General features: G+C 41.8%; 23 protein-coding genes and 1 riboswitch. Of the genes, 20 read left to right on the top strand and 3 right to left on the bottom strand.

What is annotated here, in order from left to right:
* The first annotated feature begins 197 nt into the window (after positions 1 to 197).
* The 12 genes from CFT42_RS03265 (at position 198) to gad (ending at position 11,815) form a co-directional block, all read left to right on the top strand.
* On the top strand, positions 198 to 1,616 hold the full coding sequence (locus CFT42_RS03265) for an amino acid ABC transporter substrate-binding protein/permease (RefSeq protein WP_088815361.1): 1,419 nt from the start codon (positions 198 to 200) through the stop codon (positions 1,614 to 1,616).
* Complete coding sequence (locus CFT42_RS03260; RefSeq protein WP_088809210.1) at positions 1,613 to 2,341, top strand: amino acid ABC transporter ATP-binding protein; 729 nt, start codon at positions 1,613 to 1,615, stop codon at positions 2,339 to 2,341. Before CFT42_RS03265 ends, CFT42_RS03260 begins: the two co-directional genes overlap by 4 nt.
* A 224-nt stretch (positions 2,342 to 2,565) precedes the next feature.
* On the top strand, positions 2,566 to 2,712 hold the full coding sequence (locus CFT42_RS03255) for an Lmo0850 family protein (protein WP_088809449.1): 147 nt from the start codon (positions 2,566 to 2,568) through the stop codon (positions 2,710 to 2,712).
* Positions 2,713 to 2,927: 215 nt separating this feature from the next.
* A complete protein-coding gene (locus CFT42_RS03250; protein ID WP_088815360.1) occupies positions 2,928 to 3,701 on the top strand; it encodes a hypothetical protein in 774 nt (257 codons plus the stop codon).
* 70 nt (positions 3,702 to 3,771) lie between these two features.
* A complete protein-coding gene (locus CFT42_RS03245) occupies positions 3,772 to 4,341 on the top strand; it encodes a TetR/AcrR family transcriptional regulator (protein WP_088809208.1) in 570 nt (189 codons plus the stop codon).
* A 1-nt stretch (position 4,342) separates the two neighbouring features.
* Positions 4,343 to 4,672: a DMT family transporter gene (locus tag CFT42_RS03240; protein ID WP_088815359.1), complete on the top strand. Its 330-nt coding sequence runs from the start codon at positions 4,343 to 4,345 to the stop codon at positions 4,670 to 4,672.
* Between the two features lies 1 nt (position 4,673).
* Entirely contained in the window at positions 4,674 to 4,994 is a 321-nt protein-coding gene (locus CFT42_RS03235; RefSeq protein WP_088809206.1) for a DMT family transporter, read from the top strand.
* A gap of 121 nt (positions 4,995 to 5,115) precedes the next feature.
* A complete protein-coding gene (locus CFT42_RS03230; protein WP_088815358.1) occupies positions 5,116 to 6,228 on the top strand; it encodes a D-alanine--D-alanine ligase in 1,113 nt (370 codons plus the stop codon).
* A 59-nt stretch (positions 6,229 to 6,287) separates the two neighbouring features.
* Positions 6,288 to 7,661: a UDP-N-acetylmuramoyl-tripeptide--D-alanyl-D-alanine ligase gene (locus CFT42_RS03225; RefSeq protein WP_088815357.1), complete on the top strand. Its 1,374-nt coding sequence runs from the start codon at positions 6,288 to 6,290 to the stop codon at positions 7,659 to 7,661.
* 33 nt (positions 7,662 to 7,694) lie between these two features.
* Positions 7,695 to 8,357, top strand: coding sequence for an alpha/beta hydrolase (locus CFT42_RS03220; RefSeq protein ID WP_088815356.1), 663 nt, complete (start codon positions 7,695 to 7,697; stop codon positions 8,355 to 8,357).
* A gap of 454 nt (positions 8,358 to 8,811) precedes the next feature.
* The gene (gene cshA / locus CFT42_RS03215; RefSeq protein WP_088809202.1) at positions 8,812 to 10,326 is read left to right on the top strand and encodes a degradosome RNA helicase CshA; all 1,515 of its coding nucleotides are present in this window, start codon (positions 8,812 to 8,814) and stop codon (positions 10,324 to 10,326) included.
* 88 nt (positions 10,327 to 10,414) lie between these two features.
* On the top strand, positions 10,415 to 11,815 hold the full coding sequence (gene gad / locus CFT42_RS03210) for a glutamate decarboxylase (RefSeq protein ID WP_088815355.1): 1,401 nt from the start codon (positions 10,415 to 10,417) through the stop codon (positions 11,813 to 11,815).
* 218 nt (positions 11,816 to 12,033) lie between these two features.
* Here the strand turns inward: gad and CFT42_RS03205 are convergent, their stop codons facing one another.
* Both CFT42_RS03205 and CFT42_RS03200 read right to left on the bottom strand, forming a co-directional pair.
* Positions 12,034 to 14,802: a YhgE/Pip family protein gene (locus CFT42_RS03205; protein WP_369821458.1), complete on the bottom strand. Its 2,769-nt coding sequence runs from the start codon at positions 14,800 to 14,802 to the stop codon at positions 12,034 to 12,036.
* A gap of 8 nt (positions 14,803 to 14,810) precedes the next feature.
* Positions 14,811 to 15,299, bottom strand: coding sequence for an RrF2 family transcriptional regulator (locus tag CFT42_RS03200; RefSeq protein ID WP_088809199.1), 489 nt, complete (start codon positions 15,297 to 15,299; stop codon positions 14,811 to 14,813).
* A gap of 180 nt (positions 15,300 to 15,479) precedes the next feature.
* Positions 15,480 to 15,524, top strand: a riboswitch (PreQ1 riboswitch).
* Between the two features lie 6 nt (positions 15,525 to 15,530).
* Between CFT42_RS03200 and CFT42_RS03195 the strand changes: the two genes are divergently transcribed.
* Entirely contained in the window at positions 15,531 to 16,016 is a 486-nt protein-coding gene (locus tag CFT42_RS03195) for a QueT transporter family protein (RefSeq protein ID WP_088809198.1), read from the top strand.
* A gap of 55 nt (positions 16,017 to 16,071) precedes the next feature.
* On the opposite strand, the gene CFT42_RS03190 is transcribed toward CFT42_RS03195, so the two are convergent.
* The gene (locus CFT42_RS03190; RefSeq protein ID WP_088809197.1) at positions 16,072 to 16,560 is read right to left on the bottom strand and encodes a hypothetical protein; all 489 of its coding nucleotides are present in this window, start codon (positions 16,558 to 16,560) and stop codon (positions 16,072 to 16,074) included.
* A 121-nt stretch (positions 16,561 to 16,681) separates the two neighbouring features.
* Here CFT42_RS03190 and CFT42_RS03185 point away from each other — a divergent pair, with 121 nt between their 5' ends.
* The 7 genes from CFT42_RS03185 to acpS all read left to right on the top strand — a co-directional run bounded on the left by CFT42_RS03185 (position 16,682) and on the right by acpS (position 23,009).
* Positions 16,682 to 17,164, top strand: coding sequence for a PH domain-containing protein (locus tag CFT42_RS03185; protein ID WP_088809196.1), 483 nt, complete (start codon positions 16,682 to 16,684; stop codon positions 17,162 to 17,164).
* On the top strand, positions 17,157 to 18,638 hold the full coding sequence (locus tag CFT42_RS03180; RefSeq protein ID WP_088815353.1) for a PH domain-containing protein: 1,482 nt from the start codon (positions 17,157 to 17,159) through the stop codon (positions 18,636 to 18,638). The genes CFT42_RS03185 and CFT42_RS03180 overlap by 8 nt, the downstream gene beginning before the upstream one ends.
* Positions 18,639 to 18,839: 201 nt before the next feature.
* Positions 18,840 to 19,643 carry an amino acid ABC transporter substrate-binding protein gene (locus tag CFT42_RS03175; protein WP_088815352.1) on the top strand — a complete coding sequence of 268 codons (804 nt, stop codon included), beginning with the start codon at positions 18,840 to 18,842 and terminating at the stop codon, positions 19,641 to 19,643.
* A complete protein-coding gene (locus CFT42_RS03170) occupies positions 19,630 to 20,328 on the top strand; it encodes an amino acid ABC transporter permease (protein WP_088809193.1) in 699 nt (232 codons plus the stop codon). The genes CFT42_RS03175 and CFT42_RS03170 overlap by 14 nt, the downstream gene beginning before the upstream one ends.
* 13 nt (positions 20,329 to 20,341) lie before the next feature.
* Positions 20,342 to 21,088 (top strand): amino acid ABC transporter ATP-binding protein, encoded by a 747-nt coding sequence (locus CFT42_RS03165; protein WP_088815351.1) that lies wholly within the window; start codon positions 20,342 to 20,344, stop codon positions 21,086 to 21,088.
* Positions 21,089 to 21,265: 177 nt separating this feature from the next.
* Positions 21,266 to 22,660, top strand: coding sequence for a protoporphyrinogen oxidase (hemG, locus tag CFT42_RS03160; protein ID WP_088815350.1), 1,395 nt, complete (start codon positions 21,266 to 21,268; stop codon positions 22,658 to 22,660).
* Positions 22,653 to 23,009 carry a holo-ACP synthase gene (acpS, locus tag CFT42_RS03155; protein ID WP_088809190.1) on the top strand — a complete coding sequence of 119 codons (357 nt, stop codon included), beginning with the start codon at positions 22,653 to 22,655 and terminating at the stop codon, positions 23,007 to 23,009. Before hemG ends, acpS begins: the two co-directional genes overlap by 8 nt.

The raw sequence follows: 23,009 nt of genomic DNA, 5'->3' as shown, positions 1-23,009 counted from the left end.
GTAGAATAAGTTTATTTATCTCATTTTACCCCCATATAAAGAGATTTTAAAACCTAACATAGAATTGTGATATACAAAAACTTATCACAAATAATTATGGTCAATAACGTTCCCTTATGGTAAAATTCTAAAAGTGAAAAGTTTTTCAACTTAGCCTAAAGCTTCCAACAGTCATTTGTTACACAAGGGAGGATATAATGAAACGAATTAAATTTTTGTTACCTATTCTATTCGTATTTGCATTCGTGTTCAGTGGTTTTTTAACACCAGCGCATGCTGCGGATGTCGATTATGAGATTGCAACGGACGAAACTTTCGCGCCGTTTGAATTCCAAAATAAAAAAGGTGAACTGATTGGGATTGATATGGATATCCTAAAAGCAGTCGCGAAAGACCAAGGTTTTACATATACAGTTAAACCAATGGGCTTCAATGCAGCCGTTCAAGCGCTTGAAGGAAATCAAGTAGACGGCGTTATTGCTGGTATGAGTATCACAGACGAACGCAAACAGAAGTTTGATTTCTCAGACCCATATTTCGATTCCGGTGTAGTCATGGCAATAAAAAAAGACAATGACGACATCCAATCGTACAAAGACTTAAAAGGACAAAAAGTAGCCGTTAAAACAGGTACGGAAGGCTATGCTTTTGCAGAAAAAAATAAAGACAAATATGGCTACACGCTAGTACCATTTGATGATTCCGCAAGTATGTACGAGGACGTTAAAACCGGCAATTCAGCCGCTGCGTTTGATGACTACCCCGTACTTGCCTACGGTGTCAAAGTGGGTAACGGTCTAAAAATCGTAACTGAAAAGGAAAGCGGCGCTCAGTACGGATTTGCCGTAAAAAAAGGTCAAAACCCCGAATTGCTCGCGAAATTTAACCAAGGTTTAACAAACATTCGTGCAGACGGAACATACGATGAGATTTTAGATAAATACATCGGCTCTGATGTTGAGAAAGATTCGTTTTGGGACACGCTCATGGCGAGCATGCCAGCGTTACTTCTAGGGCTTTGGAATACGATTAAATTAACCTTTATTTCGCTGTTTTTTGCTGCACTACTAGGACTCCTCTTCGGTTTCTTGAAAGTAAGTCGCAGTAAATTCTTACGAGGTATTGCAACAGTTTACGTAGATATTTTCCGAGGCATTCCGCTTATCGTACTCGCATTCTTCATCTACTTCGGAATTCCACAAGCATTTGGCTTTAAAATGGATCCGAACTTGGCGGCCGTGTTGACACTCAGCTTGAACGCCGGAGCATATATTACGGAAATTATTCGCGGTGGTATTTTAGCTGTCGATAAAGGACAAATGGAAGCAGCACGCTCGCTAGGTATCCCGTACGGAAAATCGATGATGAAAATCATTTTACCGCAAGCGGTGCGCGTCATGGTTCCAAGCTTCATCAATCAATTCGTAATCACATTGAAAGATACATCTATCATGAGCGTCATCGGAATTGTTGAACTGACACAATCAGGTAAAATCATTATTGCCCGCACATTTGAAACATCGGGAATTTGGTTAGTTGTCGCGATCATGTACCTCATCGTCATCACGCTACTCACTAAACTCTCTAATGTGCTTGAAAGGAGACTTTCAAAATGACGAAATTAAAAATAACAGCTTTAAAAAAGAGTTTCGGAAATAACGAAGTACTAAAAGGAATTGACCTTGAAGTAGCAGAAGGCGAAGTCGTGTGTGTGATTGGTCCTTCTGGTTCTGGAAAAAGTACTTTTTTACGTTGCATGAATCAATTAGAAGAAATCAACAGCGGTAAAATTGTCGTGGATGATTTTGATTTAACCGACAAACAAACCGACATTAATAAAGTGCGCGAAAACATCGGCATGGTTTTTCAACACTTCAATTTATTCCCACATAAAACCGTGCTAGAAAATATTACATTCGCCCCCGTCGAATTGAAAAAGAAAACGAAAAGTGAAGCAGAAACGTTAGGGCGTGACTTACTCAACCGTGTTGGCCTATCTGACAAAGAAACAAGCTATCCAAGTCAACTATCAGGTGGACAAAAACAACGTGTGGCGATTGCGCGAGCACTTGCCATGAATCCCGACATCATGCTGTTTGATGAGCCCACTTCAGCCCTTGACCCAGAAATGGTCGGGGAAGTGCTAAATGTAATGAAAGATTTGGCAAAAGAAGGTATGACCATGCTCGTAGTCACACACGAAATGGGCTTCGCACGTGAAGTCGGCGACCGGGTAATCTTCATGGACGGTGGTTACATTGTAGAAGAAGGAAAGCCAGAAGCCATTTTCGACTCACCGCAACATGAACGTACGATTAGTTTTCTTGATAAGGTTCTATAAAAGATTGGTGCAAGCACCAATCTTTTTTTTGTCAAAAAAGCTTAATGATTAGAATAGATTTCCATATAAAATTCGTTTTTTAATCGCTTTCTTTAAAAAATGGTAATTTATTTTACGTGAAAATACAAAATAGGGCTATTTTTATGTTTACATTTATGGTAAAGTGAGAATAAAGAGAAAAAGATGTGAATGAAAACTTATTTTTGGGAACGGAGTGGTCTTATATGAGAGAGAGCCATACAGAACTTAATAAAATCATTCGAGATTTAGAACAAAAAGGTATTATCGTTGAAAAAACGAAATCGCGTAACGATATTTGGAAAGCTTTAAAAGTGAAACAAATGCCTAATGTAAAATTAGGACTGCGTTAAGGAAAATTGAAAGAATGGCTTTTTAATCCGCTTAGGTTTGAAAAGCTTTTTTTTTAAGATTTTTTAAAGTTTTACAAGCGAAATGGCTTTTTAAAGGGTTTGTAATGATATAGTGATGTAGATTTGGTTGTATTGTTATACAAATTGGCTAAAAATGGTGTATTATAGTTTTATACGGCGGTTATCCGAAAAAAGTATAGAATGAGGAATAGTTGATGAAAAAAGAAACATTTAATCAAAAATCTATTTATATACATATGGACAATGTCATTAACAACGTCGTCACGAGTGGCATTACTTTTTGTGATTTCATGCAAGGGGTAACGTTTCCGCCTGACAATATTTTGCTAATTAAACATCATATAAAAGATTCTTCCTACAATGCACATACTGCTTTTGATTATCTAGAATCGCACGACTTACAACAGTTGCAAAATAGTCAGGGGCAAAAATTTGGCGAACTTTGCTGGATTGATTTTGAAGATATTGATTTAGTCAACCAACTTTCACCACAAGAAGTAGCAGAAATGCTTTATTTGGCGCATACGGGAAGACATTTGCGTTCGCCATTTTATTATAAATTACAAAACAATTTCGTTTATTTGACTAAAAAAGATGGCCGTTATAATAAGACGTATTACCGAAATATGAACCACTTTTACGCGGTTCTAAGCGCAGTTATTTCGAAAAAAACGGCTTTAATTTTAAATGAAAAAACGTTTTTAACATTAAATAAACGCAAATATGTTCCTAATCCACCGATTGATTTGCTGAAACGTTTTGCAGATTACTTTAAAGAAGGGGCTTGCATTGCCTTTTCTATGGCGGAAAAAACAAGGTCACAAGTACGCATTCCAATTGGCTTCGGACTTGATGAGGACATGATGGAATTGTTACATACTGGCGGCGAGGAACTTTCCTATGCGCAAACGGTTGCGCATTTAGTATATGATTTAAAGAAAAATGAATGGACTTGTCTTGAAAAATAGATTGAACTTTACTTTCAATCTATTTTTTGTTATTATAAAACTAACGAACGTTAGTTAAGGAGGTTTCCTAATGTCAAAGGAAAAATTAATGCATGCGGCACTTCATTTATTTGCCGAAAAAGGGTATGACGGAACAGCACTTTCTGAAATTGCGAAAGAAGCAGGAATTAAAACGCCATCAATTTATGCCCATTTTGAATCAAAAGAAGCGCTTTACATGGCGATTTATCGGGAAGTCATTCAAATTGGTATGAGTAGCTTTAAAGAGCGAAACAAAGAGGACTATGAGTCACTTGAAGAATATTTTAAAGCCATATTTTATGAGGTAACGGATTTTGAAACATACCCAGAAGTGAAAAAATTCTTCCAAAGATCCGTTTATTTTCCACCGGCGAGCTTGAAAGTAAACTTGAATCAAGAAACCGCAAGTTATGAAACGTTCAGTTTTGAAGTCATCGGCACCTTTTTAAACGAACTGAACATGACGGAAAAAGCGAAAGAAAGATGGATTCATATGTTTTATTGCCTAATTGACGGTTTAAGCGTGGAACATGGATTATATGACCTAGTCGAATTTGAAAAAAGACGTGCATCAGCATTTGATACGTTATGTTTACTGATAGCAGAAGGAGGGCAATAAATTGGCGTGGTTTTACCTAATTTTAGCAGGACTTTCGGAAATTGTTTGGGCATTTGGTCTTAAAGAATCACATGGCTTTACAGTGTCAGGATGGAGTTCAATCACAATTATTTTTCTTATTATTAGCTTTGAATTGTTTGCGAAATCAATGAAAGAGATTCCAATTGGGACGGCGTATGCTGTTTTTACCGGAATCGGTGCTGCGGGTACGGCGCTTATCGGGATGCTCTTTTTAAACGAAACAGCGGGGTTCTGGAAAATTATTTCGCTGCTCGTGCTTATTTCGGGCATTATTGGCTTAAAATTAGTTGACGGGAAGGAGGAGAGCTAGGATGGAGTGGCTTTTTTTGTTTATCGCTGGAGTTTGTGAAATGGCCTTTGTTATTACAATGAAGTTCTCTAATGGCTTTAAAAATGTAAAATACTCGATTTTAACAATCCTATTTATGGCAGCTAGCTTTTTTCTGCTTTCCTTATCGTTAAAAACAATCCCAATTGGAACAGGCTACGCCATTTGGACTGGAATCGGCGCAGTTGGAAGTGTGCTAGCCGGAATGATTCTCTTCAAAGAACGCAAAAGCACACTAAAATTGCTTTTTATTACGATGATTATCGCCGGAGTTATCGGACTCAAATTAACCTCTGGCGTATAAATCCAAACAAAGAAAGAAGCCATTGCTTCTTTCTTTGTTTGGATTTTAAAAGAAATTCCTTTTAATCTGTCTAAAACATGGTAAAATAGACTACAGAAATTCAAGTTTCGGAGGGGTTATTTTGAAAACAAAATTAATATTGTTGTACGGCGGGAAATCAGCTGAGCATGAAGTGTCGATTCGGACGGCTTTTTCGGTCATTAATGCACTCGATTTAAATAAATTTGAAGCGATCCCGATATACATAACAAATGACGGCAAATGGATTAACGGTCCAGAAATTACAGATAAACTTACTTTTAGTGAACAATTGCGGTTTGCGCCAGCAGATGCATGCGAGCTTGCTGGAAAAGAAGGCGAAGTTTCAACGGGATATGCGGTTAGTCCGGCGGCGATTTCAGATGAAACAGAAAATCTCGTTGTATTCCCACTTTTGCATGGGCCAAACGGGGAGGACGGTACGGTTCAAGGCTTGCTTGAAGTCTTAAATGTTCCTTACGTTGGCAACGGCGTTCTAGCATCGGCTTCTGCGATGGACAAAATTGTTATGAAGAAAGTCTTTGCAGACGGTGGCATTCCGCAACTTCCAGCGGTCGCTGTTAGACAAATTGATTGGCGCGACTACAAAGAAGAAATGGTCACTGACATGGAAGAAGCGCTTGTCTACCCAATGTTTGTTAAACCAGCAAATTTAGGTTCGAGCGTGGGAATTAGTAAGGCGACGAACAGACAAGAACTTGTTGCCGCAATGGAAGAGGCGTTTTTATACGATCGTCGTGTTGTTGTGGAACAAGGTGTTGTGGCACGCGAAATCGAAATCGCGGTGCTCGGGAACGATATGCCTGTATGCTCCGTACCTGGCGAGATTTTACCAAAAGGTGCTGATTCGAGTTTTTACGATTATAAAGCAAAATATCAAGATAATGATACGACGCTTGTCATTCCGGCTGAAGTGTCGGAGGATGTGCTTGCAAAGCTTAAGAGCTATGCGGTTCAAGCCTTCTTAGGGATTGACGGAAGTGGTCTTGTGCGCGCTGACTTTTTCGTGACAGACAATCAGGAAATTTATTTAAACGAAGTGAATACGATGCCAGGATTTACGCCGGTTAGCATGTACCCGTTATTGTGGCAGGCGAGCGGTTTGCCATACGATAAGTTGATTGAGCAGCTCGTGGAACTGGCGCTGGAGCGTTACGGCGTGAAGAATAAATTAAAACACAGTTTAGAGGATTAAAATAGGCAAAGCAGTTTGACTTTCTTGCAAACTGCTTTTTATGGGAGAAGCGATTTGAAATGAAAAAAACGATTGGACAAATTGCAAAGCTGATTGCTGTTGAAAACGATGCGGCGTTTGACGACACGCTTATTACCGGCATTTGCTTTGATACAAGACAGATTAAAAAGGGCGACTTGTTTATTCCTTTTGTTGGCGATACGCGTGATGGGCATACGTTTGTTAAACAGGCGATTGAACTTGGTGCTGCTGCGGCCTTTTGGCAGAAAGATGTGCCACACCCGCCAACGGATTTCCCGATTATGATTGTGGACGATACGCTTTTAGCTTTACAAGAGTTAGCGAAAGCTTATTTGACGGAAGTAAAACCGACTGTTCTTGCGATTACAGGCAGCAACGGGAAAACGACGACGAAAGATATTGCGAATGCGATTTTCAGCTCGAAATACCGCGTACATGCGACGAAAGGGAATTTCAATAATCATATAGGACTGCCATATACAATTTTAACGATGCCGGAAGAAACCGAAGTGGCGATTTTGGAAATGGGCATGAACCATCGCCATGAAATTGAAAAGCTTTCCTTAATCGCGCAACCAGATGTGGCGATCATTACGAACATCGGGGAGGCGCACATTGAATATTTAGGTTCACGCGATGAAATTGCCAAAGCGAAATTAGAGATTACTGCTGGTTTGAAGGAAAATGGGATGCTCATTTACCCGAATGAAGAGGTGTTAATAGATAAATACCTTGATGCTGCTGAGGCGTTTAAGACGGCAACCTTTGGGCGCGAAAAGACGGCAACAATTTATCCGCTCACAATTGATACAAAGCCAGACGGCACTTCGTTTACAACTAATTTTGCTTCTGATACGCCGATTTTTGTACCCATCATTGGGGAGCATAATGTGTTTAATACGATGGCCGTTATCTTGGCGGCTAAAACGCTTGCCATTTCGAGTGAGGAAGTTCAGGCGGCGCTTAGCACGATGGAGCGTTCAAAAAGTCGCCTGGAATGGCTCGCGGCACCAAATGGAACGAAAATTTTAAACGATGCATACAATTCGAGCCCGACGGCGTTAAATGCGGTTTTGAATACGTTTATGCACATGGATTCTGAAGGCAAGTCGAAAAAGATTTTAGTGGCGGATATGCTGGAACTTGGCGATGACTCGGAACGTTTCCACCGCGAATCAGGCGCCATTTTACAAGGAAGTATTGATGCGGTTTTTGCTTACGGTGACGCGATGTCTGCTTTTTGCGAAGCGGCCGCCAAACAAATTGGTCAAGAAAAAATCCATTATTTTAAAACAAAAGAAGCGCTTCAGGAAGCCGTTCTCGAAAATCTCGACGGGAGTGAGTGGCTACTGGTCAAAGGTTCTTACGGAATGGGCTTGAAAGATATCGTAGAAAAACTTATGATAGGGTAATATGCGGTAACTACAAAACAGGAGTTGACAAGAATGGTAGCAAGTTTGTGTATCCATAGCTATACTGGTACACCCGATGAAATCAAGCCGTTAAGCGATTTTTTAAAGAAAAACACCGATTGGGATGTTTTAACGCCCACTTTCCCAGGTCAAAACCGAGCTCATTTTTTAAAAAATGCGACGTTCCTAGATTGGCATGTTTTCATTGAAAGTATCTTGACGCAATTGCTCAAAGAGGACGAAGAAGTGTATATCATCGGCTTTGGCTCTGGCGGTCTTCTAGCGGGCTGGCTGACAAGACATCATCCCGAAGTGAAAAAACTCGGTTTGCTGAGCACGTCCGCCAACTATTTAGACTGGCCCGATTTTGTTTCCGAAAAGGCGAATAAACCAGATTCCATGCTAAGTCGCTATTTTAAACGGCTTACGGATGTGCCAAATCAATCTAAAATGCAACTCGCGAAAATGGTGACACACGCCAAACCTGTTTTTGAACACATTGAGGTGCCGACATTTATCGCCCAAGGTGCAAAAGACGAAATGATTCCCGCTGAATCAAGCATGCAGTTTCTAATGGATACGATTCAATCGGAAAAAGAGTTGCTGCTACTAAATGAATCTGGCCACTTCATTTGTCAGGATAGTGAAAGCGAGCAATTATTTGAAGCGTTATTTAGTTTTTTAAAAAAAGGATAATTTCAAGAGGGTTTGTCTAAAGGCAAATCCTCATTTTATGGAGGAAGCAAAACAAAACGGATTACGCACAATCAAACTGAAGATTTGGCAAAAGTTTCATTTCCGTATGTTTAAAGCGCTTTCTATATTTTTATTCGCGAAATTGGGGTAGAAATATTCCTTTCACATTGAAAATAACAAAAATACGTGTTAAAATGTAAGATGGAAGTTTATTAGGTTAAAATTTACGGCCTAGTGATAATTATGAGGGCTTTTTTTATTTATGTGCATCGAATTTGTTATTTTAATAACATTTTTGGAAGGTGCAGAGTGGCATTGATGATGAAATCAATTTTTTTATGCCATAAAATGAAACTTAGAACGTTTATTTTCATTAAAATATTCGTTTGGAAACATGTAGATGAGAAAATAAAGCTCTCCTACCAAACTTTAATTAGGTAAAGGAGAAATGACATTGACAAAGTTTTCAGAGTTCGGTCTGGACGAAAAAATTGTGAAATCAGTAGAGCGTATGGGGTTTGAAGAGGCGACGCCAATTCAAGAAAAAACCATTCCAATTGGGTTAGCAGGAAAAGATTTAATTGGACAAGCGCAAACTGGTACAGGGAAAACAGCGGCATTTGGTCTGCCGATGATCCAAAAAATTGACCAAAAAAATGGTGACGTTCAAGCGCTTATCATTGCGCCAACGCGTGAATTAGCGATTCAAGTTTCGGAGGAGCTATACAAATTAAGCTATGACAAACATGTACGTGTTCTTGCCGTTTATGGTGGCTCGGACATCAGTCGTCAAATTCGATCGCTTAAAAAGAAACCTCAAATTGTTGTCGGTACACCTGGTCGGATTTTAGACCATATTAACCGTCGCACTTTGAAGCTTGATAACGTACAAACGCTTGTGCTTGACGAAGCGGACGAAATGCTTAACATGGGCTTCATCGACGATATTGAGTCGATTTTGAAAGAAGTACCAAGCGAACGCCAAACGCTATTATTCTCTGCCACAATGCCTGACCCAATTCGTCGTATAGGTGAACGCTTTATGCATGAGCCAGAAATGGTTCGCATTAAAGCAAAAGAAATGACAGCTCTTTTAATTGAACAGTTCTTTATTAAAGTTCATGAAAAAGAAAAATTTGATGTTTTAAGTCGTCTTCTTGACGTACAGTCCCCTGAACTTGCGATTGTTTTCGGACGTACGAAACGCCGCGTAGACGAGCTTTCAAGAGCGCTAGACATGCGCGGATATGTTGCAGAAGGCATTCACGGTGATTTAACACAAGCGAAACGTATGAGTGTCTTGCGTAAGTTTAAAGAAGGAAAAATCGACGTTTTAGTAGCGACAGATGTTGCTGCGCGTGGACTCGATATTTCTGGTGTGACACACGTTTATAACTATGATATCCCGCAAGACCCTGAAAGTTATGTTCACCGTATTGGACGTACTGGTCGTGCTGGTAAAGAAGGTATGGCAATTACTTTCGTTCAACCGCGTGAAATGGGTTACCTTCGTACGGTTGAACAAACAACGAAAAAACGCATGCAACCTCTTAAGCCACCAACTTGGGATGAAGCATTTGCAGGTCAACTTCGCGTGGCGACTGAGAAAATCACTGAAATCGTGACAGAAGAAAACCTTGCAGATTATAAAGCTGTAGCTAGTGAGTTACTTGAAAAATATGATGCAACAGACATCGCAGCAGCTATGCTGAAAATGCTTGCGAAAGAACCAGATCAAACGCCGGTTCATATTACTGAAGAGCGTCCTCTTCCATCACGTTATGGTGGAAAAGGTGGCGGCGGAAAAGGTAAAGGCGGAAACTACCGTGGAGGTGGAAAAGGCGGCTACCGTGATCGTAACAACAGCGGAAAAGGTCGTCGTGGTTCCAGCAGCGGCAGCCGTGACCGTCGTCCAAACAGCGAACGCTCTGGTGGCGGAAGCAAAGGCAACTATAAAAAATCGAAATAACATTTCAAAACCATCTGCACTTGGCAGGTGGTTTTTTTCTTTGATTTCAGGGTACCTGTAAACAGATAAGAAAAGGAGGTACGCCTTTATGTTATACGGTGAGAAAGATAAGAAGGAACGGCGTTATGAAGTGCCGATTTTTGGTTCGGAGGAAGAGGGAAAAACGATTTCGAAATACAAAATGGCTGAAGATGGCATGGAGCCGCGGATTGCTTATCAGCTCGTGAAAGATCAACTGATTGATGAAGGAAATGCTAGACAAAATTTGGCGACGTTTTGCCAAACGTATATGGAGCCCGAAGCAGAGCGCTTGATGGCGGAAACGCTAGAGAAGAATGCGATTGATAAGTCGGAATATCCGCAAACCGCGGAAATTGAAAACCGCTGTGTGAACATTTTGGCGGACCTTTGGAATGCGCCGCGTAGTGAAACGTATATGGGAACTTCGACGGTGGGGTCTAGTGAGGCCTGCATGCTTGGTGGAATGGCGATGAAATTCAGATGGCGCAATTTGGCTTTGAAACGCGGGCTTGATGTGATGCGCCAAAAACCAAATTTGGTGATTTCGTCAGGTTATCAGGTTTGCTGGGAAAAATTTTGTGTGTACTGGGATATTGAAATGCGGGAAGTGCCGATGGACGCAGCTCATTTAAGCATCGATACAGAAAAGGTTTTGGACTATGTGGACGAATATACGATTGGTATTGTTGGGATTTTGGGGATTACGTATACAGGGAAGTTTGATGACATTCGGGAGCTGGATCGTATTGTGAGTGTGTATAATAAAACACATGAGCATGAGCTCGTAATTCACGTAGACGGGGCGAGTGGGGCGATGTTTACGCCGTTTGTTGACCCGGAATTGGAATGGGATTTTCGTTTGCCCAATGTTGTGTCGATTAATACATCGGGACATAAATATGGTCTTGTTTATCCGGGCGTGGGATGGATTGCTTGGCGCAGCAAGGAATATTTGCCGAAAGAGTTGGTGTTTGAAGTGAGCTATCTAGGCGGCAAAATGCCTACAATGGCGATTAATTTTTCGCGGAGCGCGAGTCAAATCATTGGGCAATATTACAATTTCTTGCGGTTTGGGTTTAGCGGCTATCGGGAAATCCATGAACGAACCAAAAAGGTAGCGCTCTTTTTATCAAAAGAGATAAGCAAAACGGGTTTATTTGAAATTTATAACGATGGTGAAAATATCCCAATTGTCTGCTATAAGCTAAAGGACGATGCAGACGTATCGTGGACGCTATATGATCTGGCGGACCGGTTACTGATGAAAGGTTGGCAAGTTCCGGCGTATCCGCTACCAAGCGCGATGAATGACACGGTAATCCAGCGTTATGTTTGCCGGGCGGATTTAGGTTTCAACATGGCAGAAGAACTTGTGGTGGATTTTAATGATGCAATCGCAGAGCTAAACGAGGCGCGAATTTTGTACCATGATAAGGGCGACAAGAAGACGTATGGTTTTACACATTGAAAACAGAGGCTGGTTTGCCTCTGTTTTTTTGCGAAGTATTGTTATATCACTGTTATTCCATGCACCATTACTATTTTTAGGCAAAATATCATTGCTAACGAAATGAAAGCGGCGGATGCTGAATTATTTGAACGAATCTTTCAGGTTTGAAGGTTATTTCAAAAAGGAATAATAGCAAAACCCACAGGATTTTTTATAAGATCATGTGGGTTTTTAACTTACGCTTCTTGTTCAATTAAACTTTGGCTGTCTGTTTTAAATCGTTTGTTTTTTCTTAAATACATTGTGCCAATTAGTAGGAGGTTGAACGCGATGAAGATGACGAACAGGATAATGGCGCTATGCACAAATACCGTATTTCCTAACCCAGCAGAGATGGCTTGTCTAAATCCGTAAACGGAGTAGGACATTGGAAGGAACGGGTGAATAAAGTTAAAGAATGAGTTGGTGAGTGGCATTGGGAATGTACCGCCAGCACCACCGAGTTGCAAGACGAGTAGTACCATCGCAATGAAGCGACCTGGATTTCCGAAACTCATTGCAAGGAACATCACGAGGAACATGTATGTGAGTGAAGTAAGAATAGAAATCGTGATGAACTGGGCGAGATTTTCGACCCCAAGGCCGAGCATGAGCATAATGACATCTAAAATAATAGCTTGTAAAACCGCAGCAACAAAGCCAATCGAGAATTTGCTGAACCACCACGATAGACCGCTTGTTGGCGTCATCGAAGGGCGACGGATTGGGAAGATGAAGTTAAATACTAATGCGCCCACATAAAGCCCAAGTGACAAGACGTATGGCGCTAAACCATGGCCGTAGTTTGGAACTTCGCTAATTTTTTCCTCAGAAAGTTTTGTTGGGGTTGCGAACATGTTGAATGTTTTGTCGGTTGCCTTCGTGTCGTTCACTTGCTCTGCGCCGTCACCGAGTTTTTCGGAAAGCTCTTTTGAACCATCACCAACTTGGTTTAAACCGGCGCCAAGTGTTTCTGAGCCGTCTGCCAGTTGCTGTGACCCGTCACTAATTTGACCGGCCCCACTAGAAAGTTGTGCGATGCCGCCACTTAGCGAGGTAAGGCCGTTTGAGAGTGCATTTGTTCCAGCGTGAAGTGTTGGTAGCTGTGCGGAAAGTTGATTGAGTCCGCCGCTTAGTGCGTTCGCACCGTTTGAAAGGGTGGCAGAACCAGCTGCTAATTGCGCACTAGCGCCGTTTAATGCTCCGTTGTTGCGGGATAAAGTTTGGAGCCCACCGTTTAGACTGCCAAGCCCCGTTGTGATTTGCTGTGACCCATCTGACAACTTGTTTACGCCGTTTGAAAGGGTTGGTACTTTTGCTTGTAACTGACTTGTACCGCTAACAAGTTGTGTGCTGCCGCTTTCCGCTTTCACTGCACCTGCTTTTAATTGATTTAATCCATCAGCAAGAGTTTGCATTTTGGCAAGCGAGTTTTGTGTGGAGGTAGTAAGCGTGTTGACGCCTGCTGTTACTTTTGGTGCTCCGCCGTTTAGCTCTGCGATGCCTTCGGATAATGCTTTCATAGATGGAAGTGAATTCGTGATTTGTGTTAGCGCTTTGTCGATTTCTTGGTTTTGCGCGGTATTCACGCTACTAGCGCCTGCTTTCGCGCCTTGCTTAGCCGCTGCGATAATTGTGCGCGCTTCTTCTGAGTTGGGATCGATTCCGGCTTGTTGAATGGCTTGGTTGACACCTTGATCGATGGCGGAATCGTAGGAAGATGTGTTGCTTAGTTTTAATGTTTCGAGGCCGGATTTCAGTGTGGTTAATTGTTTGGAGAGTGCATTGTTGTCGCCAGTTCCGGTCGCATTAACATTTGCATTCAGTTGTGCGATGCCAGCTTCGAGCTCGGCCACGCCTGTTTCTAATGCTTTAATGTTATTTTGTGTTTCTGTAGAGTTGCCTTCTTTAATGCTTGCTTCTACATTTTGTGCGGCTTGGTCAAGTCCTGATACCAATTGGCTGATGCCGCTATTTAAGTCTTTTTGGCCGCTAGCTAATTGGTTAACGCCGCCTGATAATGCAGGAAGTTGTCCTTGTAGCTGACCTAAGCCGCCGTTTAGTTGGCTCATCGCCGGATACAGTTGTGCGGTTCCATCAGCCGACTGGCTTACGCCATTTGTATATTGATTCAATTTGCCACTGAAGGTACTTTGTCCGCTATTTAAATCATTTGCGCCATTTGCGATTTTGTTCGCGCCATCTGTCAGTTTACCAGCGCCACCAATTGCTTGCCCAACAGCGACATTAATTTGGTCAGCGCCGTCTTGTAGTTTTGCTGCCCCGTCATTTGCGCTCTCCGCCCCGTTTTTAAACGTAAGCGTGCTTTTTGCGAGTTTGTTTAAGTTTTCCGTAATCGTTTTGTTGCCGTCAGAAAGCTTGCTAGCGCCGTCATTTAGTTTTTGCGCGCCGTCCGCTGCTTCTGTCATGCCTGCGCCAACTTCTTTAATTTTGGCAAAAACACTTTTGGCATATTCTTTAGTGACGCTTGTTGCAACTTCATTTTTGAGTTGATTTGCGCCTTGTTGCGTGACGACTTCACCGATGTAGTTTTGTGAAGGATTAATTTTATACGTTAAATCCATTTTTTTTGGATTATCATCTAGGATAGTGGAAGCATTTTTGGAGAAGTCTTTAGGAATTGTGACAATCATGTAGTATTTTCCATTATCTAGTCCTTTTTCTGCTTCGCTTGCACTTACGAAATTCCAATCTAAGTCATTATTTTTCTTTAAGTTACTTACGAGTTCATCGCCGACCTCAAGCGTTTTTCCTTCATAATTTACAGGCTCGTCGTGATTCACAACGGCAACAGGCAAATCGCCAGTTTTACCGTATGGATCCCAAACGGATTTTAAGAAAAATGCGCCGTATAAAATCGGAATAAACAAAATAACGATGGAAGAAATAAGTAAAATTTTATTATTAAACAGTCGTTTCCATTCGTTTTTAAACACTACTATCATCACCAATCTTAAAAATGTAATTCGGGGTTAATTTCATTCCAGTTCGTATATGGAAGTTTGTCACGTCCAAGTGTTTCTAAAAGTAAGTCGGCCACAGTTTGCTTTTTAAGCGCGTCTTTCCACACTTGATCCGCTGCGCTAAACGCATGTGTTAAAATCGTCTCGCCTTTTTCTGCTGCTTCTTTTCGGATGTCACCAAACACAGTTTTAATCAACCCGCTATTGGGGTACGAATTTGTCTCGCCCTCAACAGCTTCAACAATCTCGAATAAACTGATTTGCTCGGGACTTCTTGCCAAAAAGAAACCACCGTTATTTCCAGGAACGGACCTGATAATGTTTTTCACAACTAGTTTACGCATGATTTTTTTTAAGTAAGAAGGAGAGACAAGTAGACGTTCGCTAATCGCGTCCGATGCGAGCGGTGCCCGGTTATCCTGCGTTGACAAGAGTGTAATAATGCAAACGGCCTGCTCCAGACCCTTTGTGAGTTTCATCATGTTCACCTCGATTTTGTTCAAAAGTACTTTAGGGATATCCGATATCCATCATGGATATTTAAAGTCTATATTGATTATAAACCCATTTTCAGAAAATGCAAGAGAAAAATCTTCTTTTTTTGAAAAAAATAAGTCTTTCCTTTACGAATGAACTAAGCTATAATGATATAGTTTGATAAACACGTAGTTCGAAACCATCCTACGTAAAAAAACTAGGGAGCGAAAACAATGAAAATAAAATTAATCACGGCTAACGCCATCGTGGCTGCACTGTACGTTATTGTGGGCTTTTTAATTCAGCCGATAGCGTTTGGCGCCATCCAGTTCAGGGTGCCAGAATTGTTCAACCATCTAATTGTATTCAGTAAAAAATATTTTTGGGGAATCGCGCTTGGCGTGCTCATCACAAATTTATATTCGCCACTTGGCTGGTATGATTTAGTCTTTGGCGTAGGGCAATCTGTCATAACGATGCTCTTGATGTTCGGCATCATGAAATACGTAAAGGGAACGATTTGGCGCATGATTGTAAACACGCTCGTCTTTTCCTTCACAATGTTCATCATCGCCTTTGAACTACATCTAGCATTTGGATTACCATTTTTCTTCACATGGTTAACGTGCGCAATTGGCGAACTGACAGTGATGGGAATTGGCATTCCGATTATGTATTTTATTAATAAACGTGTGAAATTTAAAGAGATTATAGAATGAAAAAGCCTTGTCGGCTCGTCCGACAAGGCTTTTATTAAGTGCATGAAGATGGTTTCTAATCATGTTGTTCAATTTCTCGTGTTGCAGCAAGATTTTTAAAGGATAAATAGGACCATTTTTTCTTAGAGTGGGTATTTTCAATAGGAACTTTAATCGTTAATGTTGCCGTTTGAATTTGCCCGTTCTTGTCGGTGCTTTCTAGCGAAATATGATTTTCACCCGGTTTTAAATTAGAAATCGTAAATTGATGACTTTCTGTGAAGGATTGCCCAGTCATTTTCTTGTTTTGAAAAGAATACGCGATTTTCACCTCGGAAGTTGTACCAAACATCACAGTTGCTTGATTTTTCGTATTCATAACGACGTATGGTGAATCAAATGTATAGTCATCAATTAAAAACATATCGGAAAGTTCTTCGGACGTTTTTGCCGAGTATGTAATCTCGGATTCTGGTACTGGTGCGGCTTTCGCAAGCGGGGCAACCCAGCAAAATACAGCAAAAACGACGACCGAAACAACAAATAAATTAGCTTTTTTTCGCATTCTAAAACCCCCTAGAATGGTTTGTAAATTCATAATAGCACAAAATTATGAACAAACCATGAATAAAGTCTTTTATTGTAAACTAAAATACAGTATGATGAAATAAAAAGGAGGGGCTTTAGTGGAACTAAAACAATTGGAAAAACAGTTACCGCCAGAAATTAAAACGGTATGGCGTCAAACGTATGGGATTAACGGTGCCATTTTATTACTTATTTCTGTCGCGCTTTTCACTGTTTTTTATTTCTCAAATATAAATCTTGGATTCAGTTTAATTGGCTTTTCGGTAACATTAGCATACTTTTTATTTTGCTATCTATTCCTTATCCCGTATAGATGGAAAAGGTGGAGCTACCAAATTCGTCATGATGAAATTGAAATCCAACACGGCATCATTTTCAGAAGCCGCGTTTTAATTCCGATGATTCGGATTCAGCACGTCGAAACAGCGCAAGGACCACTTTTACGTATGCAAAATTTGGTGTCGCTTTCCATTACAACAGCAGCGGGAGCTCACGTGATTGAAGCAGTCAACGCCTCGATTTCGGATGAGCTGCGCCATCACATCTTAGAGCTTGTAAAGGTGGCGAAAGAAGATGTTTGAGGAAAGAAAACTCCATCCGATTGCGCTTATTAAAGAAATCATTGTGAACGTTAGACAAAATATTGTTCCAATCTTCGTTGGTTTTTTCTCGGCATTTCAGGCGATTCGAAACAATGGTTTTTTGCCAATGTGGCTCTTAGTTTTAATACTAATTTTACTGGCCTTACTTATTTTGGCACCTGCGTTTCTTAAGTATATGACATATCGCTATACGCTTGAAGCGGAAGGAATTCGGATTAAATATGGTTTCGTGTTTCGGAAAAATATTTATATTCCTTATGAAAGAATTCAAACGATTCAAGAGAAGCAATGGTTTTTCTACATACCATTTAATGTGACGCAAATTCTAATTGAAACGGCTGGCACGAAAGGAAAAGCAGAAGGTGACTTATCCGCGGTTCCAAAAAGTGTGGCCACTGAATTGCGCGATTTACGCGAAGGAAAACGCGAAGAAGCTACTACAATAGAAGAGAACAATTTGGAAAATCCGTTTGATGTTCCGAAAATAAAAGAATCGGAGAAGCCCATTCAAACGATCACGCTGAAAACGAACCAATTGCTGCTGATGGCAGTCACTTCAAGTGGGGTGCTCGGCGGTTTTGTGATTTTGCTAGCTTTATTTGGCCAATTTCAAGAAGTGATACCAGATGACCTGATTTCCGAAAGCTATGATCAAATCGTCAAGTTAGGCGTGTTCATGTTTGTCATTCTCGCCATTTTAGCGCTGCTTATCATGTGGGGCGTTTCGATTGTTGCTACGCTGTTTAAATATTTCCAGTTTAAGTTAAAACAATTTGAGAATCATTTGGAAATTGAAAAGGGCTTGCTGCAACGAAATCACACGACTATCCGCTTGGAGCGAATTCAAGGTGTCATCATCACCGAATCGCCTTTTCGCCAAATGCTCGGTTTAGTTGCCGTCAAACTAATTACAGCAGGAAGTTCTGGCGACAAGGAACATTCAGGCGATATTTTAATGCTCCCGATTATGAAGAAAAAAGAAGCACTAACAATCATTCAAGACGTGCTCCCGCAATATCATGTGCCGAATGAGGCGCTAAAAAATGCGCCAAAATCAAGCTTAAAACGCTTCATCTGGATTTATTTCATCTGGACCATCATTCCGGCCATCGTAGCAAGCGTGCTGTTTTATCCACTTGGCTTCATCGCACTCATTTTACCGGCTCTAGCCGTACTAAAAGCCATTCTTAGCTACCGCGCCACGGGATTTCATTTTGCAAGCGGAACCGTTCTTTTTAGATCCAGACCGTTTCTGTCTAAAACATCGCATCTAGTTCGCAAAGAACGCATTCAAGCGATGCACGTACGCCAAAGTGTGTGGATGGCAAAAAGCAAAACCAACCATATCCAAATCGCGATTAAATCCGGTAACAGCAGTACAGCCGCCTACCTGCGCTATTTAGGCGACGAACAAACAACTGAACTATACGCCTGGTATCGCCCTGAGAGCTAAAGCCTAATTGCTTTAGCTTTTTTTATATGGCGAGCCGCGCACTTATCTTTGGTAAGTCGATTTGCTTGCAAAAAATAGGAAATTTACCTAAAATGAACACAGAATTGCTAAAATCAATTTATGTATGAAGTCAATCCCTTCTATTTAAATCGGAATAGTTTGATTTTCTGAAGGTCTGACACAAAAAAGGAGCGTTTCAAAATGAAAAAATTACTTGCCGTTTTATTTACATCTCTTCTTGCTGTGGTTCTTGTAGCTTGCTCGAGTTCAGACGGGGGCGATTCAAAATCAGCTGATGATTCAATCTATGATCAAGTGAAAAAAGATGGTGTGATCACTGTCGGAACGGAAGGAACTTATCGTCCATTCACTTTTCATGATAGTAAAACGAATAAATTAACCGGTTATGATATTGATGTGATTAATGAAGTAGCTAAACGTTTAGGCATTAAAACGAAATTTGAAGAAACTCAGTGGGACTCGATGTTCGCTGGATTAAATGCATCGCGTTTTGATGTGATTGCCAACCAAGTTGGGATTAACGCCGAACGTGAAAAGAAATATGATTTGTCACTGCCATACTCGAAAAGCACGGCCGTTATTGTGACCGCTAAGGATAATGATTCGATTCAATCGATTGATGATTTAAAAGGCGTCAAAGTAGCCCAAAGTTTAACCAGTAACTATGGCCAAATCGCAAAAGATGCGAATGCAGATATTCAGTCCGTGGAAGGGCTAGCGCAGTCGCTTGAGCTCATTAAACAAGGGCGCGTAGACGCAACGGTCAATGACAAACTTGCGGTTTTAGATTATATTCAAGAAACGGGCGATAAAGATATTAAAATTGCTGCCGAACTCGATCAAGAAACGAGCAGCTCTGCTTTCGCTTTTCGTAAAGATACAGGGTTAAAAGCGCCATTTGATAAGGAAATTAAAGCGATGAAAGAAGACGGCACATTACAAAAGATTTCCGAAAAATGGTTTGGTGAAGATGTTACCAATTAGTCTCGGGGAAATCTCGTTTAATAATTTGAACTGGGATGTGCTAAAAGAAGCGTTTTGGCCGATGGTGAAAGGCGGAATTGAATATACAATTCCGCTTGCGCTAATTTCATTTATTATCGGTATGGTCATCGCGCTTTTCATCGCACTTTGCCGTCTATCCAGTTCAAAAGTATTGCGAGGATTAGGGCGCGCTTACGTGTCAATCATTCGCGGAACGCCGCTTCTCGTGCAACTTTTCGTGATTTTTTATGGCTTACCTACGATTGGATTAAAATTTGATCCCTTCCTAGCTGCGGTCATTGCTTTTTCACTGAACGTCGGAGGTTACGCTGCAGAAATTGTGCGCGGTTCCATTCAATCCGTCCCAAAAGGACAGTGGGAAGCAGGCTACACAATTGGGATGAACTACAGTCAAACTCTGTTTCGGATTATCATTCCGCAAGCCGCACGAGTGTCCGTGCCGCCACTTTCGAATACGTTTATTAGTCTTGTAAAAGATACGTCACTCGCCTCGCTTGTGCTCGTTTCTGAACTTTTTCGGAAGGCACAAGAAATTGCTGCGACAAGTTATGAATTTTTACTGATTTATATGGAAGCAGGGCTACTATACTGGATTCTTTGTGTCTTTTTATCCGGGATTCAAAATCGCTTGGAGAAAAGGCTAGACCGCTATGTTGCAAAGTAAGGAGGCGTCTAATATGTATGTGGAAGCAAAAAACGTTCATAAGAAATTTGGCGAAAACGAAGTGCTAAAAGGCATCGATTTAGCTGTTGAAAAAGGAAGTGTAACGGTCATCATTGGGCCGTCTGGCTCTGGCAAAACTACATTTTTGCGCTCGCTAAACGCGCTTGAGGTTCCGGAAGAAGGAGTCCTCCGTTTTGATGACTTGACCGTTGATTTTTCCAAAAAGCTAACAAAAAAACAAATTGCAGATGTGCGCCGCGAGTCATCGATGGTGTTCCAAAGTTACAATCTTTTTCCGCATAAAACTGCGCTTGAAAATGTGATGGAAGGCCCTGTTCAAGTGTTGAAGACGGATAAGCAAACGGCTCGTGATGCGGCGCTCGCGCTACTTAAAAAAGTGAATTTAGAGGCGCAGGCGAACCAATATCCATATGAACTTTCTGGTGGGCAAGAGCAACGTGTGGGCATTGCAAGAGCACTCGCGATGAAGCCGAAGTTATTATTGTTTGATGAACCGACCTCAGCGCTTGACCCTGAACTTGTAGGCGATGTGCTTCGCGTTATGAAGGAACTTGCCGCAGAAGGCTGGACGATGATTGTTGTGACGCATGAACTTAAATTCGCAGAACACGTGGCGAATCAAGTAGTCTTCATGGACGGCGGCGTTGTCGTTGAAAAAGGCGAACCAAACGAATTTTTCAAAAACCCGAAAGAAACACGCACCAAACAATTTTTAGAGCGGATACTCGACCCAATTTGATGAAAGTCTGGCAGATTCTATTTTTAATGGGATTTTGCTGGGCTTTTTGGCGCTTTTGTTCAGCCACTCCGTTACCGGACGACGAAGAAGTAAGCAATTTGGCATTCTCTTGTTTAAAGGGGATGCTTTTTTGTGCTAAAATAGACGTGGAAACTTACATGAAGGGGCGGATTGGATTTGAAACGGATTTTAATTATTGGTGGCGGGCTTTCAGGGCTCACTGCGGCGTATACGATAGAAAAAAGCAAACGTGAAGACGTAGCTTGGGATTTGTATGAGCAGGCTGAAACGTTTGGCGGGAAATTTGAAACAGTGAAACGGGACGGCTTTTTAATTGAAAAAGGGCCAGACTCCTTTTTAGCCAGAAAACCGGCGGGAGTAGAATTAGTGCATGAGCTCGGGCTAGCGGACAAGCTGATTGCGAACGCGACGGGGCGCTCATATATTTTTAACGAAGGACGGCTGCACCCAATCCCAGAAGGCTCTGTGATGGGCATTCCGACTGATGAACAGGCACTTCTTGCGAGTAGTTTGTTGACGGCAGCGGGGAAAGAAAGAGCGATTTTGGAGAAAACCCTGCCATATGAGTCCGCTTCAAAAGACGTCTCGTTAGGTGAATTTTTTGAGGCGAGATTCGGCCATGAGCTCGTTAAACGTTTGGTGGAGCCACTACTTTCGGGGATTTACGCGGGGAATATTTATGAGATGAGCTTACGCGCGACGTTCCCACAATTCGAGCAGGCGATTTTGAAAGCTGGGAGTTTGATGGAAGGGCTAAAGACGCCGAGTGACGCGAAGATGAGTACGACTGGCACGAAAAATACAATTGGGGCTTTTCGCACGCTCTCTGGTGGCTTATCTGAATTGCCAGCGGAACTTTTGCGCAAGCTGCCGACTGAACGGCTGCACGCGAACAAGCAGGCTACTCACATTTCGAAACGAGGCAGTAGCTATGCGGTGGAATTTTCCGATGGAACGACCGAAGAGGCTGATGCCATTTTAATCGCCGCAACACATGATGCGCTCGTCACGCTTCTAGACGCGGAAACGACCGCGCCATTTCAAAATAGACCGCTCACAACGCTCGCTACCGTTTCCATCGCATACGAAAATGCCAGTCGCGCCAATTTGCCAGAAGGAACTGGCTACCTCGTCGCACGAACCGGAAATGACGAAACGACCGCCTGCACGTGGGTACATAAAAAATGGCCGCACATGGTGCCGGATGGCAAGATGCTCCTCCGCGGTTTCGTCGGGAAATCAGGCGAAAATTTAGTCGCAGAGAAGAGTGACGCAGAACTAACCGCTATTGTTTTAAACAACTATAAAAAAATGATGAACCTTACGGAAACGCCACTTTTTGCAGAGGTCAGTCGAATGAACCACGCCATGCCGCAATACGATGTTGGACATATTGAGCGCCTTAGCGCATTCAAACAGAACTTGGCGGCAAACTATCCGCGTGTTGAATTCGCTGGAATGAGCTATAATGGTGTAGGAATCCCAGATTGTATTCGGGGAGCAGAACTAGGTGCAAACAGACTTTTGAATGAGGTGGAAACGATTGATTAAAGGTATTGGGCTCGACATGATTGACCTAGAACGAATTCAGCGCGCAGTCGAACAAAATCCGCGTTTTGTTGAACGCATTTTAACCGCGGAGGAACAAAATTTGTACCACACATTTACAGGCGGACGCCAAGTGGAATTTTTAGCGGGACGATTTTCTGCAAAAGAGGCATACGCCAAAGCAAATGGCACTGGATTTGGCAAGGAGTTAAGTTTTCTCGACGTTGAAATTTTAACAGGAGAAAGCGGCGAACCGCAGCTTTTGAAGCCGCAAATACCGGGCGAGCGAGTTTTCGTGAGCATCACGCACACAGGCCGTTCAGCCGCCGCGCAAGTCATTATCGAAATTTAA

Origin of the sequence: Listeria goaensis (genome assembly GCF_900186125.1) — a bacterium.
Lineage (GTDB): Bacteria > Bacillota > Bacilli > Lactobacillales > Listeriaceae > Listeria > Listeria goaensis.
The sequence above is the reverse complement of the archived record's forward strand: the minus strand, read 5'-3'. Positions and strand labels throughout refer to the sequence as shown.